This is a genomic window from Stenotrophomonas sp. BIO128-Bstrain, from assembly GCF_030128875.1.
In the GTDB taxonomy this organism is placed as follows: Bacteria; Pseudomonadota; Gammaproteobacteria; order Xanthomonadales; family Xanthomonadaceae; genus Stenotrophomonas; species Stenotrophomonas bentonitica_A.
Genome location: NZ_CP124620.1, coordinates 2,095,208 through 2,109,667, shown reverse-complemented (window position 1 = coordinate 2,109,667; position 14,460 = coordinate 2,095,208). Strand labels below are relative to the sequence as shown.

The following is a 14,460-nucleotide window of genomic DNA, read 5'->3' as shown; positions in this document are numbered from 1 at the left end:
CCTTCCCCCGCGAGGTTTTTCACATGAATACCGCTACCCGAAAGATCGCCCTGGTCACCGGTGCCACCCGCGGCATCGGCCTGGAAACCGTCCGTCAGCTGGCCCAGGCCGGCGTGCACACGCTGCTGGCCGGGCGCAAGCGCGACGTCGCCGTGGCCGAGGCGCTGAAGCTGCAGGCCGAGGGCCTGCCGGTCGAAGCGATCCAGCTCGACGTAGGCGATGCCGCCAGCATCGCCGCCGCCGTGCAGACCGTGACCGAGCGTCACGGCCGCCTGGACATCCTGGTCAACAACGCCGGCATCCTGCTCGACGACCCAAAGCTGGCGCCGTCGGCGCAGACCCTGCAGACCTGGCGCGATACCTTCGACACCAACGTGTTCGCCGTGATCGCCGTTACCCAGGCCTTCCTGCCGCTGCTCAACGCCTCGTCGGCTGGACGCATCGTCAACGTCTCCAGCATCCTGGGCTCGCTGACCCTGCACAGCCAGCCGGGCTCGCCGATCTACGGCTTCGCGGTGCCCGCCTACAACGCCTCCAAGAGTGCGGTGAATGCGTGGACCGTACAGCTCGCCTACGAGCTGCGCGACAGCACCACCAAGGTCAATACCGTGCACCCCGGTTACGTCAAGACCGACATGAACGGCGGTGAGGGCGAGATCGAAATCAGCGAAGGCGCACGCTCCAGCGTCGGCATGGCGCTGATCGATGCCGATGGCCCCAACGGCAGCTTCACCTACCTCGGCGAGGTGCTGCCATGGTAATCCGCCTGTTGACCGTGGCCGTGACCAGCGCGCTGCTGGCCGGCTGCGTCAGCGTCGGCCCCAACTACCAGGCGCCACCGGCCGAGCCGGTGACCCTGCAGGGCGCCGCCGCGCCGGTGTTCACCACCACCTCGCCGGTGGCGAGCTGGTGGGCCCAGTTCGACGATCCGGTGCTGGAGCAGCTGGTGCATGAAGCACTGGGCACCAACCTGGACCTGCGCATCGCGATGTCGCGGGTGCGCGAGGCCCGCGCGGTGTTCGTCGAGCAGCGCCTGGACCAGTTGCCGCACGTCACCAGCGGCGGCAGCTATGACCGCCGCAAGCAGCCCGATGCCACGGTGGGTGGTGAGCGCGTCTTCAGCGAGACCTACCAGCTCGGCTTCGATGCCGGCTGGGAGCTGGATCTGTTCGGTCGCCAACGCCGTGCCGCCGAAGCGGCGCGCGCGGACCTGGGCGCCGAGCAGGACAACCTCGCCGACGCGCAGGTCACCGTCGCCGCCGAAGTAGCCCGTAACTACTTCGAGCTGCGCGGTACCCAGAAGCGCATCGCGGTGGCCAAGCGCACCCTGGTCAATCTGCGCGACACCCAGAAGCTCACCGAGACCCGCTGGGAACTGGGCGCCGGCAGCGAGCTGGACGTGCAGAGCAGCCGTGCGCGCCTGAAGGCGATCGAGGCCGACATCCCGCTGCTGGAAGTCGCCGAAGTGCAGTCGCGTCATCGCCTGGCCGTCCTGCTGGGGCAGCGTCCGGATGCACTGGACAGCCTGCTGCAGCCGCGCGAGATGCGGCCGTACGCCAAGGCGTTGCCGTTGGGTGACACCACCGATCTGCTGCGTCAGCGCGCCGATGTGCGCGTGGCCGAGCGTCGGCTGGCGGCGGCCACCGCGCGCGTTGGCGTGGCCACCGCGGACCTGTTCCCGCGGATCAGCCTGAGTGGGTTCGTCGGCTTCCTGTCCGGTGATGCCAGCGGGTTGGTCAACGGCAACAACAAGGCGTGGTCGGTGACCCCGTCGATCAGCTGGGCTGCCTTCGATTTCGGCACGGTCAAAGCCCGTCTGCGCGCCAGCAAGGCGCAGGCCGACGGTGCCGCCGCCGAGTATGAGAAGGCGGTGCTGCTGGCGCTGGAAGACACCGAGAACGCGTTGACGCGGTACGCCAAGCAGCAGGCCCGCCTGGCGATCGTCGCCGAGCAGGCCCAGGCGGCGGGTCGCGCGGAGGAACTGGCGCAGATCCGCTTCCGCGAGGGGTCGGAAGACTTCCTGACCCTGCTCGATGCACAACGCACCCAGCTGGCCGCGGACGATGCACTGGCCGAGGCCGAATCCACGGTCAACGTCAGTGTGGTGGGGGTGTACAAGGCCTTGGGTGGCTGGGGCCAGCAGCAGGATGCAGCCAACACCCCGGTGGCGGTGACGCAGCGCTGACCGGCCGCAGGTCGCAGGGGCGGCGAAGGCGCCGTCCCTGCAAGAATGGCAACAGCCGTCACATCCGCTGCGCAGGGCGTCGCGGTTGACGGCTTTGCCTCTGCACGGTGCCAATGCACGATGCTACAAGCGTGGGTTGTTCTCTGGAGTGGCCCGCATGCAACCCAATCAGTGGCGTCCTGTCCGTCCGCGTGTGCAGGAGCCGGGCATGGGATCCGGCGCGGGGCTTTCGCGCGGTGTCATCGCGCTGCTGGTCGCCGCGATCATCGTGGTCGCCATCGGATTCGCCCGTTTGACCGAAGGCCTGTTCGAGATCGGCCTGATCGCCACCGGTGTGTTCATCGCCATCGGCGCGCGGATCTGCCAGGCACGCGAGCAGCATCAGGCGCTGTACCAGCTGCTGCAGCAGATCGATGAGCGGCAGCCGTGATCGGCGGGTGAAAGCGCAGGGCCGCAGTGCGGCCATGCGCAAGCCGATGGACGGTGCTATGGCCGCCCATCGCGCGTCTGCTTACCGGCCCGTCGGCGGCGACGCGGGGAACCGCAGCTCGGCCTGGACCGGGTAGTGGTCCGAAGGCAGCACGCCACCGGGTTTCTGGTCCAGCGTGCTGAAACGGTCCACGCTGAAACCGCGTACCAGGATCCAGTCCAGTTCCACCGTCGGTTTGCCGGTGAAATCGTGGAAGGTCAGGCGCGGGCCTTCGACCTTGCCGGCGAGTTCGCGGGCATCGCCCAATGCGGCAGTGAAGGCCTTGTAGGTGTCGCTGCCGGGCTCACTGTTGAAATCGCCGGTGACCACGACCGGGATGTCCTTGGGCAGCGTTGCCAGCCGCGAGACGATCAGCTTCGCACCGAGCACGCGGCGCGGCTCATCTTCATCGCGATAGGGCAGGTGGGTGTTGAACAGATAGAAGCGTTGGCCATCGGCCTGACGCTGGAACAGCGCCCAGGTCACCATGCGCGGGAACAGGTTGCCCCAGGTGATGCTGCCCGGCACATCCGGTGTATCGGAGAGCCAGAAGTCGCCTGATTCGAGCACCTTCAGGCGCGCGCTGTCGTACAGCACGCCCATGTGTTCGTCGGCATTGCCGCCGCGGCGGTCCCTGCCGAACAGGGTGTAGCCGGGCAGGTGCGCGACCAGGTACTCGCCCTGTTTCCGCACCAGCTCCTGGGTGCCGATCACCTCGGGTTTCTGTTCGCGGATCAGCGTGACCATCGCATCGCGGCGGTCTTCCCAGCGCTTGCCGGGGTCGGTATCGGCCGGCGTGCGCACGTTGAACGACATGACTTTCAACGCGTCCGGTGCCTGCGCCCAGGCGCTGCCCAGCGGGGCGGCAAACATCATCAGGGCCAGCAGCGCGGGCCGGTGGAAACGAAACAGCATGTGGAATCCCTCCATTCCATGAAAACGTTCCCAAAGGGTCGCATGGAAGGGCGGGGAAAGGATATGCGCGACATGGCGGTTGGGCGGGGCGCCGGTCGGATCAATTCGACAGCAGGATCACCCCGATCGTGATGTTGATGAGCGATCCCAGCACCAGCACCCATACCGTGGAGAGGATCGTGTTCAACCAGGAGCGTTGAAGCGCGACCTTCAGCCACCCGGCCTGGACCACCGCATACCACAGCGCGGCGATCACCCCCACCGCAGTGCCGAGCACGGTTGACAGCTCGCCGGGCAGCCGTACGAACACCATGCTGGTGGACAACGTCACCGCGAACGGGGCGGTCAGGTAGCACTGCATGAAAAACGGTCGGCGCAACGACTCCCGGGTCATCGGCACGTGCTTGCGCCGCAGCAGGTGCGTGGTGGTCACCAGCGGCCAGATGGCGAAGGTGATCGAGCGGTACAGCAGCAGGCTTTCCTCATTGCCGAAAATCGAACGCGACAGCGCACCGGTGCCGACCACCTGCTGGTGCAGCATCAGCTCCACCCCGTGTGCGACCAGCACCGCCAGCATCAGGAACATCGGCGGGCTGATCGCATCGTCGAACTGGCGGTCCAGCTTTTCCTTCAGCTCGGTATCCACGTACTGGGCCATCCGCCGCGGATGCACCACCACGCGGTACAGCGTGCGCGGGAAGAACAGAAACCAGGTGCACAGCTCGTAGAGAAACTCTTCCAGCGACCGCAGCAGTTTGAGGAAGTCCATCCCGGGCCCCTTGCGTGGACGAAACCGACACCCCCGAGGATACCCGGGGCTGGCCTCAGCGGATTGCGACGGTCAAGCTGTGCGGTGCCTTCTCACCCCGGCGCGCCTGCGCACGCATCTGGTAGACCTGCACCACATAGGTGCCGGTGGACGGCAGGGTGCCGCTCCAGCGCCGGGTCTCGTCGTTGCTGCCCAGGGCCTCGCCCTGGCCGGGCGTTACGCCGGGCGCGAATACATTGAAATTGGCATTGGGGCTGCCGTCGATCGTGACCGCCATGGTCTGGCCGGCACGCGCGGCGATCGTGTAGCGGACGGTGTCATAACCGGACAACGTCCCACGCAGAGTGGCGCTGCTGGCGCCCTTGGTGAAGTGCACGGGGGTGGTGGTGACCTTGTCCGCCGCGGTGGCCAGCATCGGCGTCAGGGCGAGCAGGGCGGTCAACCGCAGCGAGCGGAGCGGCGTCATGGCACATCCTCGGTGGGGGCCCGGCAAGGGCCTTTCGTCGCGAGCATGAGCGCGCGCCCATCAAGGGACTGTCGATGCGCTGCAGATCACCGCTACCGGGCAGTGAACGCACTGTGCTCTCTCGGTGTCGTTTTCCAGTGCGTTCTGAATTGTTTACGCAGGTGCCCGGCGCGTGCAGGGCGCGCCGCCCGCCACGCACACATGGGTAACGCGGGCAGGCCTAGCGTGGTTTCACCGGCACCACTTCGATGCCGAACACCGGAGATACGGCAATGGCCAACACCCCGAACCCGCAGCAGGGTCAGAACGATCCGCAGCGCAACACCCCGCAGCAGGGCCAGCAGGATCAGCAGGATCAGCGCGACCGTGACGCCCAGAAGCAGCAGCAACAGCAGGATCAGCAGGGCCAGCGCTCGGGCCAGCAGAGCGACCAGGAAGAATAAGGCCAGGCATGACGCACCGAGGGCCCGGCCGATCTGGCCGGGCCTTTGTGCGTCATGGGCAATCACAACGCTTCAGCCATCGCCAGTCGCCGTCGGGCACCGCAGCGGCTTACCGGCTACCATGCCCGCATGAGCATTCCTCTTCCCGACAGCAGCGTGCCACGCCTGCTGGGATTCGACGTCCCGACCCTGCAGACCATCGTCGACCATGGTGCGGATGAGGCGATTGTGGCGATGCTGGATGTCGCTCCCGATGCCCACTGGTTGAAGCTGTTCGACGAACGCGTCGCCGCGCTCAAGGGCGAGCTCGGCCTGGCCGGGGTCGAACTGGACGGCACCTCGATCCTGTTCTTCGGCTCCATCGCCGACAGCCGCCGCCTGGCGACGGCCGTGTCGGCCCTGATCAATGCGATCAACATGGAAGTGGCCGGGCGCAACGCGCCTTTCCAGCCGACCGCACCGTAACCCAGCCGGCACGGCTCTCAGGAATCGATCCGGGAGGCACGCAGCCGCAGGACCTCGCTCCGTCCCGGCTCGGCAACGCCATGGGGCGACGGGCAGCTGCCGCGTATTTCGGTGACCCACATCACCATCATGCCGACGATGCGGGTGGCATCGCCCGGCCACTGCGCTACCAGCCGGTCGTGGATACCGTCGTACACCGCCCATCGCTCGGCCGCCGACCGGCCGTGCGTCCAGCACTGCTCCAACTCGGCGTGTGCCTGCCGAAATGCCTCTTTCTGTCCGTCCATAGCGATCCCCGACACCGTGCATACCGGGCAGGCGTACCTGCGCGGGTGAGCCCCCTGCCATGTGATGAACGCCAGTTGCCACGCAGACCGGCCACGTCCGCGGTTGCGCACGGCAGTGCCTGCCGCAGGCTGAACCCGTCGGGAGGGGGAGTCATAACCAAACAGGACGTCCTGTATAGTTACTGCCCGCCCGAAACGTTCGTTCCCCATGACCCCCACCAAGACCCAGCGCTGGAGCCTGTTGCTCACCGTGGCCGCCGGCCTGCTGCTGATCACGCTCGACAACTCGGTCCTGTACACCGCCTTGCCCACCCTGACCGCCGAACTCGGCGCCACGTCGCTGCAGGGGCTGTGGATCATCAATGCCTATCCGCTGGTCATGGCCGGCCTGCTGCTCGGCGCGGGCACCCTCGGCGACCGGCTGGGGCACCGCCGTATGTTCCTGATCGGCCTGGTGATCTTCGGCATCGCCTCGCTGCTGGCTGCGTTCGCGGCGGACGCCAACCTGCTCATCGGCGCCCGCGCGCTGCTCGCGGTGGGTGCCGCGGCAATGATGCCGGCCACGCTGGCGCTGATCAGCCTGACCTTCGCGGATGAGCGCGAGCGCAATCTGGCGATCGCGGTCTGGGGCTGCATTTCCATCATTGGCAGCGCGATCGGCCCGATCGTCGGCGGCGTGCTGCTGGCCCATTTCTGGTGGGGTTCGGTGTTCCTGATCAACGTGCCGATCGTGCTGCTGGCGATGGTTGGCGCCGTGCTGTTCGCGCCGCACGGCACGCCCGATGCGAGCAAGCCGTGGGACCTGATTTCCTCGCTGTTGAGTCTGGTCGCGTTGTCCGGCCTGGTGGTGGCGATCAAGGAAATCGCGCATGCGCCGCCGAACGGGCCACTGGCCGCGGGCGCGGCGCTGGTCTTCGTCGTGGGTCTGGTGCTGTTCCTGCGTCGCCAGCGTCGCCTGCCGTATCCCATGCTTGATGTGGCGATCTTCCGCAATGCGCCGTTCCTGGCCGGTGTGCTCTCGGCGGCCTTCGCGATGTTTGCCATCGCCGGCCTGCAGCTGCTGACCACCCAGCGCTTCCAGCTGGTCGCCGATTACACGCCGCTGCAGGCCGGTTTGCTGGTGTCGGTGGTCGCGCTCGGCTGCCTGCCCAGCGCGATCTTCGGCGGCGCGTTCCTGCACCGCGTCGGGCTGTTGCCGCTGATCACCGGTGGGCTCGGCGTGGGTACCGCCGGCGTGCTGCTGGTGGCGGTGACCTTTGGTAGCGACCTGGGCTGGACCATTACCGGGTTGCTGCTCACCGGGCTGGGCATGGGCGCGACCATTTCGGTCGCTTCCACGGCCATCATCGGCAACGTGCCGCCGCACCGCGCCGGCATGGCGTCCTCGGTGGAGGAGGTGTCCTACGAGTTCGGCAGCCTGTTCGCGGTCTCGCTGCTGGGCAGCCTGATTGCCGCGCTGTACTCGGCAACCGTGTCGCTTCCGGACGGCGTGGACGCCGCTGCGGGTGAGAGCATCCAGCAGGCGTTCGCTCTGGCCGCGCAGCCCGGTTCCGATGCAGGGTGGCTCGGTGCTGCCGCCAGCGCCTACGACGCCAGCTATGTTTGGGTACTGTATGTGATCGCCGCCGTGCTCCTGGTCGGCACCGTCGTCACCGGCATTCTGCTGCGCCGTCACGGCCCCGGCAGCGCCACCACTGTCTCCCACGCCCACTGACTCCATGCGCCCGAGCAACCGAACCAACATCCTTGATGCCGCCGTCCGCGTGATCGAACGCGACGGCATCACCGCGCTCACCTTCGAGGCGGTCGCCACCGAATCCGGCATCGCCAGGGGAGGGCTGCTGTACCACTTCCCCTCGCGCGACGCGCTGCTCCAGGGCATCCATCAGCACCTGGCCGGCGTGTGGGAGGCGAGCTTGATCGAGGTGGCCGGCAAGCCGGCCGAGGCCGCCGATGCCACCGAGCGCTACCAGGCCTACGCACTGACCTGTGTGCAGACCGCTACGCGCGCCGAACTGCAGCTGATGTTTGATGCGGCGGCGACGGATGAGAACGTGCAGCCCTGGGCGACCGTGGCCGAGCGCTGGTCGCCGCCGACCCCGCAGGACCTGAGCGACCCGGCCGCGCTGGACCTGTTCATCGCCAAGCTCGCCGCCGACGGCATGTGGGTGTTCGAAGCGCTGTCGCGCTCGCGCCTGCCGCCGGAGGTGGGGCAGGCCATCGCCGACCGGCTGGCGCAGATGATTGCCGCCGCTTCAAACACAGCGTGATGTCCTTCATGCGGGTAACCTTGGCGGTTCACTTCTTGAATGACGGGGCCGCCTGATGGATTACCAGCTTGTGATCAAGTTCTGGCGCAAGTCGCTGGACGATGAGGCATTCCTGGCGACGCTGGAGGCCGAGCTGACCGCCGCGCTCGGCAAGGCCGCGACGCTGGACGGCTATGACGTCAGCGCGAAAGAGATCAACCTTTTCATGTTCACCGCGGATCCGCGGCCGACGTTCCGGAAGACCAAGGATGTGCTGGAGGCGATGGGCGTGCTGCACAGTGTTTCGGCAGCATACCGGCTGGTGGGTGGCGCGCAGTTCACCTCGGTCTGGCCACTTCGGATGGCGCGGAAATTTACGTTGCCGTGAGGCACAAAAAGGTGGGGACCTTCGATGTCTGCACTCGCTGGCCAGCAGCATTGCCGTCGCGTCATCCCGCTCGGCAGCCAGCCACGCCCTGAATCAGAGAAGTCCCGCGCCGCTTCAAAGGTCATGACAAACCCAACTGCGGACGCGTACGCGGTCACGTTGGCGAGATCACGGCAGGATCGGCAACCCAGCCACATGCTTCACGGTGCTAGGATCAAATCGCCGAGCAAATCGGCAATTTCTCAATAAAGGATCTATTGTGAAGCTCTTTAGTGCGATGCTTGCATTAACGGCCGCGGCGGTTGCAACGCCTGCTTTTGCGGCTCAGCCGGTGCACTGCCCCACCTGCGTGACCGATGAGGACTTCCGCCAGCGCGCAATCCTGGAAGAAGCGGTAACGAAGGCTGGCGGGACATATTGGGTCTATAACCTGCCCGCGGGCACGGTCCAGAAGTGGTACATCCCGCCCTCCGAGGGCGAAGAGGAGGCGGCCGTACGCCGCGATCCGTCTGGCACAGCGCGGCAACTGCCACAGCGCCACGAGGCCAGCAGCAGCCCGTAGAGGCTCATCTGCAGGCTGAGGTCCAGAAGGGTCAGGTGCCACCACCGACCATCAACAGGATGAGATCTCCAGGTAGAGACCGCCGCGGTCGAACAGGTTCGGGGTCTTCTCGGCCGGCTTGGCGCGCCGCAAGGCAAGATGGGTGAGCGGGGGCATCGCCCCCACGGTCTCACGACCTGCAGCGCATGGGGCCTGACGATGCCGGAAATAAAAAAGCCCGGGAACCCCCGTTGTATAAGGGTTCCCGGGCTTCTTGGGATTCTTTCGAACCCCTCATTGGTGGAGGTGGGCGGAATTGAACCGCCGTCCGAAGGCACTCCATCCCCGGTACTACATGCTTAGCTCACCGTTGGATCTCATCCTGTGGCAGCACGGTGTGCAAAGCGCACCCCAGGACCAGCCTGCTTTAGTTAAGTCGTGACTGACAGGCAGCCATCACAACCGGTTCCGTGATAATGACCCTACATCTACGAGCACGGGCACAAGTAGGTTCGGGGGTTCGCCTAAGGCGGCTGTAGAACTAAACGCTAAAGCTGTTTTTAGGCAGCGATTGCGAAGTCGTTCGAACCGTAGTTGTCGTCGTTGGCAACTAAAAGTTTGCTGCTGGATTAACGAGGAAAGCTGCCCCCTCGGCATGCACCAAGTAACTTCACAACCCCCGTCGAAACCAATGCACCCCCGGTTTCTTCAAGAACCGCACTTCATCCGGAAAACAGCGCCGGACGTCTACTTGACGGAATGGATGCTACTCCAATCCGGCTGAACAGTCACCTTGCCGGTCTGCCGCTTACTTCTGCCGCTTACTTCTGCAGCTGGCGGCGGCTGTCGGCCTTGTGGCGGGCCTTTTCCTTCTTCAGGCGGTTGTGCTCGTTGCGCACGGCCATCGCCTGCTTCTTGGCCTGCGGCTCGACCCGGGCCATCAGCGATTCCACCTGGGCGACCAGCCGGCGGTGCTCCAGGGTGTCGTAGCTCTGCGTCTCCGAGGCGACGCGCTTGGCGTTGCGGATCAGGTAGGTCAGCACCTTGAGCAGCGCGGCCGGGTCCATCGCGCGGGCGAGTTCGTCAAAGATGAACTCCAGCGCGGCCACGTCGGCGCGCAGGGTGGTCAGTTCGTCCGCCGCCAGTGCGGGTGCCGGGGTAGTTTCAAGTGTCACGCGCGGATCCTTTCCGTATCAATGCGGGGATTCTGACAGCTGCGCGGGGCTGGCGGGGAAAGATCGCTGTCCTGCCGGGGCCGCGGGGTCAGGACAGCCTTGGCGATACGTGGCGCTGGCAGTGCCCGGGCAGGGCGTTACAGCGGCTTGCGCAGGTACAGGCGATGGTGCCCGGGCGGGAAGTCCTGCAGCCGGCCGAACACCTCATAGCCCTGCTTGAGGTAGAAGCCCTCGGCCTGCCAGGAGAAGGTGTCCAGCGTCACCGCGTGTGCGCCGAGCGTGCGGGCCTGCTGCTCGGCATCGGCCAGCAGCGCCTGGCCCAGCCCCTGGCCACGCTGGCTGGCGTCCACCCACAACGCATGCACCATCAGCCAGCCACCGCAGACGTCGGCGGCGATCCCGGCCACCACCCGGCCGGTAGCATCGTGGATCACCCGGTTGACCGGCTGATCGTCCAACGCATCGCCACTGGCGGCCTGGTTGAAAGCCAACAGGCCGGCGAACACCGCGCGGGTGTCCTCGGCGCTGGCCGGCTGGATCCCCGGTGCGGCCACCGTGCGCGTCATCACGCGTCGCGGTTGTGCCGGCGCATGGTGCGCGACTTCTCGCGCGCCCAGTCGCGGTCCTTCTCCGCATCGCGCTTGTCGTGGGTCTGCTTGCCCTTGGCCAGCGCGATCTCGAGCTTGATCTTGTTCTTGCTCCAGTACATCGCGGTGGGCACGATCGTGTAGCCGTCGCGCTGCACCTTGCCGATCAGCTTGTCGATCTCGTTGCGATGCAGGAGCAGCTTGCGGTCCCGGCGGTCGTTGGCCACCACGTGGGTGGAGGCCTGGATCAACGGGGTGATCTGCGCACCGATCAGATAGATCTCGCCATCACGCACGTAGGCGTAAGCATCGATGATGTTGCCGCGCCCGGCGCGGATCGACTTGACCTCCCAGCCCTGCAGGGCCAGGCCGGCTTCGAAGCGATCTTCGATGTGGTACTCGTGCCGGGCACGCTTGTTGAGTGCGATGGTTTTGTTGGCCGTCGCGCCCTTTGCTTTATCCTTGCCGCTGTTCTTGCTCATTTCCCTATTGTCTCCGATTCGGGCACGCCCGGTCGATTCATCAGACATCTGTATCGCATGCCAACTATCCGCCGTAGTGCCCTGGTCGAACATTCGGCTGCCCGCATGTTCGACCTGGTCAATGATATTGACGCCTATCCGCGCCGCTTCCGCTGGTGCTCGGCCTCGCAGATCCTGGAGTCCGGCCCGGACCGCCTGATCGCGCGCCTGGATCTGGGCTTCGGTTCGTTCTCCACCTGGTTCATGACCGAGAACACGCTGCAACGCCCGCACAGCATCGATATGCAGCTCAAGGACGGGCCGTTCAAGCGCCTGCACGGTCGCTGGGAATTCCACGCGCTGGCCGAAGATGCCTGCAAGGTCACGCTGACGCTGGAGTTCGAGCCGACCTCACGTCTGCTCGGTCCGGCTCTCGCGCTGGGCTTCCAGGGCCTGGCCGACCGGATGGTCAATGATTTCGTCCGCGTCGCCGACGCCCAGGACTGAGCCGTGATCACGGTCGAGGTGGTGCTGGCCTGGCCCGATCGGGCCGCCTCGAAGGTGCTGACCCTCGCCGGGGGCACCACCGTCGCCGAGGCCATCGCGCTGGCCGGCATCGAGGGCAGCGACCAGTGCCCGGCCATGGCCGTGCATGGCCTGCTGGCCAAGCCGGATCAGGTGCTGCGCGAGGGCGACCGGGTCGAGCTGCTGCGTCCGCTGCTGGCCGACCCGAAAGACAACCGCCGCCGACGCGCCCGCGCCGGCAGCTGAGTGAAGAACGCGGGCCTCAGCGGCCGCGCTTCTTCTTGTCCTTGGGCAGGTTGCGGCCGAACTGGCGCAGCGTGCTGCGGGCCAGCTGGGCGTCGTCGCTGGCGAAGTACTCGCCGTCCCAGCGGGTGACCGCGTCGTTTTCGAAGTAGACGGTGAAGTTCTTCACTTCGGTCTTGCCGACCCGGTTCACGCGCTGGCTGGCGGTGTAATCCCAGCGCTGGGCATGGAACGGGTCCGGGATGGAAGGCGTGCCAAGCAGGGCGTTGACCTGCTGCTTGCTCTGGCCCACCTGCAGCTGACCGACGGCCTGCTCCCGGATCAGGTTGCCCTGATAGATGGGTTGCTTGTAAATGATGCCGCAGCCCGTGGTGGACAGGGCAACGGCGGCGACCAGCAGGAGATTGCGCATCGGGGAATGGCGTTTGGGGAAATCGAGTCGATGATACACTCCCGACGTGTCGCCGCGACCCAATCCGAGGCAGCTGGCGCTAAATCGCCAATGAACGGAGAACTATGGAAACCCACGACCTGCGCAAAGTCGGCCTCAAGGTGACCCATCCGCGTATGCGGATCCTGTCGCTGCTCGAGCAGCGCAATGCCAGCCACCACATGACCGCCGAAGACATCTACCGCCAGCTCCTGGAGCACGGTGATGAGATCGGGCTGGCCACGGTCTACCGGGTTCTGACCCAGTTCGAGGCGGCCGGCCTGGTGCTCAAGCACAACTTCGAAGGTGGCCAGGCCGTCTACGAGCTGGACCGCGGGGGTCACCATGACCACATGGTCGATGTGGACAGCGGCAAGATCATCGAGTTCGAAAGCCACGAGATCGAGGAGCTGCAGCGCAAGATCGCAGCCGACCACGGCTACGAACTCGAAGAGCACTCGCTGGTCCTGTACGTGCGCAAGAAGCGCCGGTGATGGCGCCGGGCCGGTCGTGACGACCGGCCTGGGCAGGGCACGCTGCAGATCAAACCCCCGCGCCCCGGCCCGGGGGTTTTTCGTTGTCAGGGTGTCGTGACCGGCACTTGGCCGGGCAGCAGCGCCTGCAGGTCCACTGCGTCGGCCATCGCCCGGTTGCCCGCATCGCCCGGGTGCAGGTGGTCGCCGGAATCGAACGCTGGCGCCATCCGCGCCGGATCGGCCGGATCACGCAGGGCGGCGTCGAGGTCGATCACCGCATCGAACGGGCTGTCCTGCCGCAGCCAGGCATTGAGCTGGCGGCGCAGCGCGTCTTTGTCGGGCTGGTAGTAGTCGTCCAGCGGCGTGCCGGGCAGGGCGCCCGCGAACGGCGGCAGGGTCGCACCGACGATGCGCACGCCCCGGGCATGGGCGCGATCCACCAGGGCGCGATAGCCGACCTGCAGTTCGGCCAGGGTCGGCGCAGGTTCGGAGCGGGCGAAGGCGGTGCCGGGCCAGGCGATGTCGTTGGTGCCCAGCAGCACGATCACGCTGGCCACGCCGGGTTGATCGAGCACATCGCGCTGGAAGCGGGAGAGCGCGGCCTCTCCCATGCCATCGCGGAGCAGGCGGCCACCGGAGATGCCGGCGTTGACCACGGCCACGCCCTGCGGCGCGAGGCGTGCGGCGAGGTGGTCGGTCCAGCGCTGGTCGCGGTCCAGGCTGGCGGTCGCGCCATCGGTGATCGAGTCACCGATCACCACCACGCTGCGGGCGCCTGCGGCGCCCTGCACATCGATACCCGAGACGAACAGGCGGGCGGTGGTGGTCGAGGAGGTGGCCAGCGTCGGGGCGAGCGTCTGGTCACCGGTGGCGACTGCAGCGGTCTGCCGGCCTTCCCAGTGGAAGCTGCGCAGGGGCGTGCGGCCGGCCAGGTAGACGCTCACCTGCACGGCCTGGAGATCGGTGGTCGCCAGCGCCAGCGGGTCGCTCAGGCGCTCGGTACCGGGGGCGATCACGGTCTCCGCGCTTCCCTCGAAGGACAGCGCCAGGGGCTGCTGGCCGGCCCCGGCGGCAACGCTGGCCGCGCCGATCCGCAGCGGTTGCTCGCCATAGGTATTGCTCAGGCGCACCCGCAGCTGGCGGCCGCCGAGGCTCAGGCGCGCGGTCTGGCGGAAGGTCTGCGCCTCCAGGTGCGCCGGGATCAGCGTGGGGAAGAGGAAATCTGCGCCCCAGACCGGCTGCGGGCTGGCCTGCCAGCTGGCCACCCAGGTGGGCGCAGGGGCGGCAACCGCGGTGCCGGCGGTGGCCAGCAGGGCGGTGGCGGTAAGGCGGGCGAAGGTATTCATCGGGCGATCCGTGGGAGAGGAAGCGCCATGGTGATCTTCG

At 66.8% G+C, this 14,460-nt stretch carries 21 protein-coding genes and 1 other RNA gene; 12 read left to right on the top strand and 10 right to left on the bottom strand.

Annotated features, from left to right (window positions below):
• Positions 1 to 23: 23 nt before the first annotated feature.
• The 3 genes from POS15_RS09400 to POS15_RS09390 all read left to right on the top strand — a co-directional run bounded on the left by POS15_RS09400 (position 24) and on the right by POS15_RS09390 (position 2,615).
• Positions 24 to 761 carry an SDR family oxidoreductase gene (locus POS15_RS09400; RefSeq protein ID WP_284129564.1) on the top strand — a complete coding sequence of 246 codons (738 nt, stop codon included), beginning with the start codon at positions 24 to 26 and terminating at the stop codon, positions 759 to 761.
• Positions 755 to 2,185: an efflux transporter outer membrane subunit gene (locus POS15_RS09395; RefSeq protein WP_284129563.1), complete on the top strand. Its 1,431-nt coding sequence runs from the start codon at positions 755 to 757 to the stop codon at positions 2,183 to 2,185. Before POS15_RS09400 ends, POS15_RS09395 begins: the two co-directional genes overlap by 7 nt.
• A gap of 208 nt (positions 2,186 to 2,393) precedes the next feature.
• Positions 2,394 to 2,615, top strand: a complete 222-nt coding sequence (locus tag POS15_RS09390) for a membrane protein (protein ID WP_019183220.1) — start codon at positions 2,394 to 2,396, stop codon at positions 2,613 to 2,615.
• An 81-nt stretch (positions 2,616 to 2,696) separates the two neighbouring features.
• Here the strand turns inward: POS15_RS09390 and POS15_RS09385 are convergent, their stop codons facing one another.
• The 3 genes from POS15_RS09385 to POS15_RS09375 form a co-directional block, all read right to left on the bottom strand.
• Positions 2,697 to 3,569 carry an endonuclease/exonuclease/phosphatase family protein gene (locus POS15_RS09385; RefSeq protein WP_284129562.1) on the bottom strand — a complete coding sequence of 291 codons (873 nt, stop codon included), beginning with the start codon at positions 3,567 to 3,569 and terminating at the stop codon, positions 2,697 to 2,699.
• Between the two features lie 100 nt (positions 3,570 to 3,669).
• Entirely contained in the window at positions 3,670 to 4,338 is a 669-nt protein-coding gene (locus POS15_RS09380) for a hypothetical protein (protein ID WP_019183218.1), read from the bottom strand.
• Between the two features lie 55 nt (positions 4,339 to 4,393).
• Positions 4,394 to 4,804 (bottom strand): g-type lysozyme inhibitor, encoded by a 411-nt coding sequence (locus POS15_RS09375; protein ID WP_284129561.1) that lies wholly within the window; start codon positions 4,802 to 4,804, stop codon positions 4,394 to 4,396.
• Between the two features lie 272 nt (positions 4,805 to 5,076).
• Between POS15_RS09375 and POS15_RS09370 the strand changes: the two genes are divergently transcribed.
• Both POS15_RS09370 and POS15_RS09365 read left to right on the top strand, forming a co-directional pair.
• Complete coding sequence (locus POS15_RS09370; protein WP_019183216.1) at positions 5,077 to 5,247, top strand: hypothetical protein; 171 nt, start codon at positions 5,077 to 5,079, stop codon at positions 5,245 to 5,247.
• A gap of 129 nt (positions 5,248 to 5,376) precedes the next feature.
• Positions 5,377 to 5,712 (top strand): hypothetical protein, encoded by a 336-nt coding sequence (locus POS15_RS09365; protein ID WP_037553151.1) that lies wholly within the window; start codon positions 5,377 to 5,379, stop codon positions 5,710 to 5,712.
• A gap of 17 nt (positions 5,713 to 5,729) precedes the next feature.
• On the opposite strand, the gene POS15_RS09360 is transcribed toward POS15_RS09365, so the two are convergent.
• A complete protein-coding gene (locus tag POS15_RS09360) occupies positions 5,730 to 5,999 on the bottom strand; it encodes a hypothetical protein (protein ID WP_284129559.1) in 270 nt (89 codons plus the stop codon).
• A 208-nt stretch (positions 6,000 to 6,207) separates the two neighbouring features.
• Here POS15_RS09360 and POS15_RS09355 point away from each other — a divergent pair, with 208 nt between their 5' ends.
• From POS15_RS09355 to POS15_RS09340, 4 genes are all read left to right on the top strand, one after another.
• Positions 6,208 to 7,713 carry an MFS transporter gene (locus POS15_RS09355; RefSeq protein ID WP_284129557.1) on the top strand — a complete coding sequence of 502 codons (1,506 nt, stop codon included), beginning with the start codon at positions 6,208 to 6,210 and terminating at the stop codon, positions 7,711 to 7,713.
• A gap of 4 nt (positions 7,714 to 7,717) precedes the next feature.
• Positions 7,718 to 8,269 carry a TetR/AcrR family transcriptional regulator gene (locus tag POS15_RS09350; RefSeq protein WP_261997401.1) on the top strand — a complete coding sequence of 184 codons (552 nt, stop codon included), beginning with the start codon at positions 7,718 to 7,720 and terminating at the stop codon, positions 8,267 to 8,269.
• Positions 8,270 to 8,339: 70 nt separating this feature from the next.
• Entirely contained in the window at positions 8,340 to 8,636 is a 297-nt protein-coding gene (locus tag POS15_RS09345; RefSeq protein WP_284129555.1) for a hypothetical protein, read from the top strand.
• Between the two features lie 259 nt (positions 8,637 to 8,895).
• Positions 8,896 to 9,198 carry a hypothetical protein gene (locus POS15_RS09340; protein ID WP_070470235.1) on the top strand — a complete coding sequence of 101 codons (303 nt, stop codon included), beginning with the start codon at positions 8,896 to 8,898 and terminating at the stop codon, positions 9,196 to 9,198.
• Positions 9,199 to 9,475: 277 nt separating this feature from the next.
• Here the strand turns inward: POS15_RS09340 and ssrA are convergent.
• From ssrA to smpB, 4 genes are all read right to left on the bottom strand, one after another.
• Positions 9,476 to 9,878, bottom strand: a transfer-messenger RNA (tmRNA) gene (gene ssrA / locus POS15_RS09335).
• Positions 9,879 to 9,998: 120 nt separating this feature from the next.
• Positions 9,999 to 10,352: a hypothetical protein gene (locus tag POS15_RS09330; RefSeq protein WP_019183168.1), complete on the bottom strand. Its 354-nt coding sequence runs from the start codon at positions 10,350 to 10,352 to the stop codon at positions 9,999 to 10,001.
• A 137-nt stretch (positions 10,353 to 10,489) separates the two neighbouring features.
• Complete coding sequence (locus POS15_RS09325; RefSeq protein ID WP_284129553.1) at positions 10,490 to 10,918, bottom strand: GNAT family N-acetyltransferase; 429 nt, start codon at positions 10,916 to 10,918, stop codon at positions 10,490 to 10,492.
• Positions 10,918 to 11,421, bottom strand: a complete 504-nt coding sequence (gene smpB, locus POS15_RS09320) for an SsrA-binding protein SmpB (protein WP_019183166.1) — start codon at positions 11,419 to 11,421, stop codon at positions 10,918 to 10,920. The genes POS15_RS09325 and smpB overlap by 1 nt, the downstream gene beginning before the upstream one ends.
• 57 nt (positions 11,422 to 11,478) lie before the next feature.
• Between smpB and POS15_RS09315 the strand changes: the two genes are divergently transcribed.
• On the top strand, positions 11,479 to 11,907 hold the full coding sequence (locus tag POS15_RS09315) for a type II toxin-antitoxin system RatA family toxin (protein WP_284129552.1): 429 nt from the start codon (positions 11,479 to 11,481) through the stop codon (positions 11,905 to 11,907).
• Positions 11,908 to 11,910: 3 nt separating this feature from the next.
• A complete protein-coding gene (locus tag POS15_RS09310; RefSeq protein WP_046272946.1) occupies positions 11,911 to 12,171 on the top strand; it encodes an RnfH family protein in 261 nt (86 codons plus the stop codon).
• A gap of 16 nt (positions 12,172 to 12,187) precedes the next feature.
• On the opposite strand, the gene bamE is transcribed toward POS15_RS09310, so the two are convergent.
• Positions 12,188 to 12,580: an outer membrane protein assembly factor BamE gene (gene bamE, locus POS15_RS09305; protein WP_019183163.1), complete on the bottom strand. Its 393-nt coding sequence runs from the start codon at positions 12,578 to 12,580 to the stop codon at positions 12,188 to 12,190.
• Positions 12,581 to 12,684: 104 nt separating this feature from the next.
• Between bamE and fur the strand changes: the two genes are divergently transcribed.
• Positions 12,685 to 13,092: a ferric iron uptake transcriptional regulator gene (fur, locus tag POS15_RS09300; RefSeq protein WP_019183162.1), complete on the top strand. Its 408-nt coding sequence runs from the start codon at positions 12,685 to 12,687 to the stop codon at positions 13,090 to 13,092.
• An 86-nt stretch (positions 13,093 to 13,178) separates the two neighbouring features.
• On the opposite strand, the gene POS15_RS09295 is transcribed toward fur, so the two are convergent.
• Complete coding sequence (locus tag POS15_RS09295; RefSeq protein WP_284129551.1) at positions 13,179 to 14,420, bottom strand: SGNH/GDSL hydrolase family protein; 1,242 nt, start codon at positions 14,418 to 14,420, stop codon at positions 13,179 to 13,181.
• Positions 14,421 to 14,460: the final 40 nt, after the last annotated feature.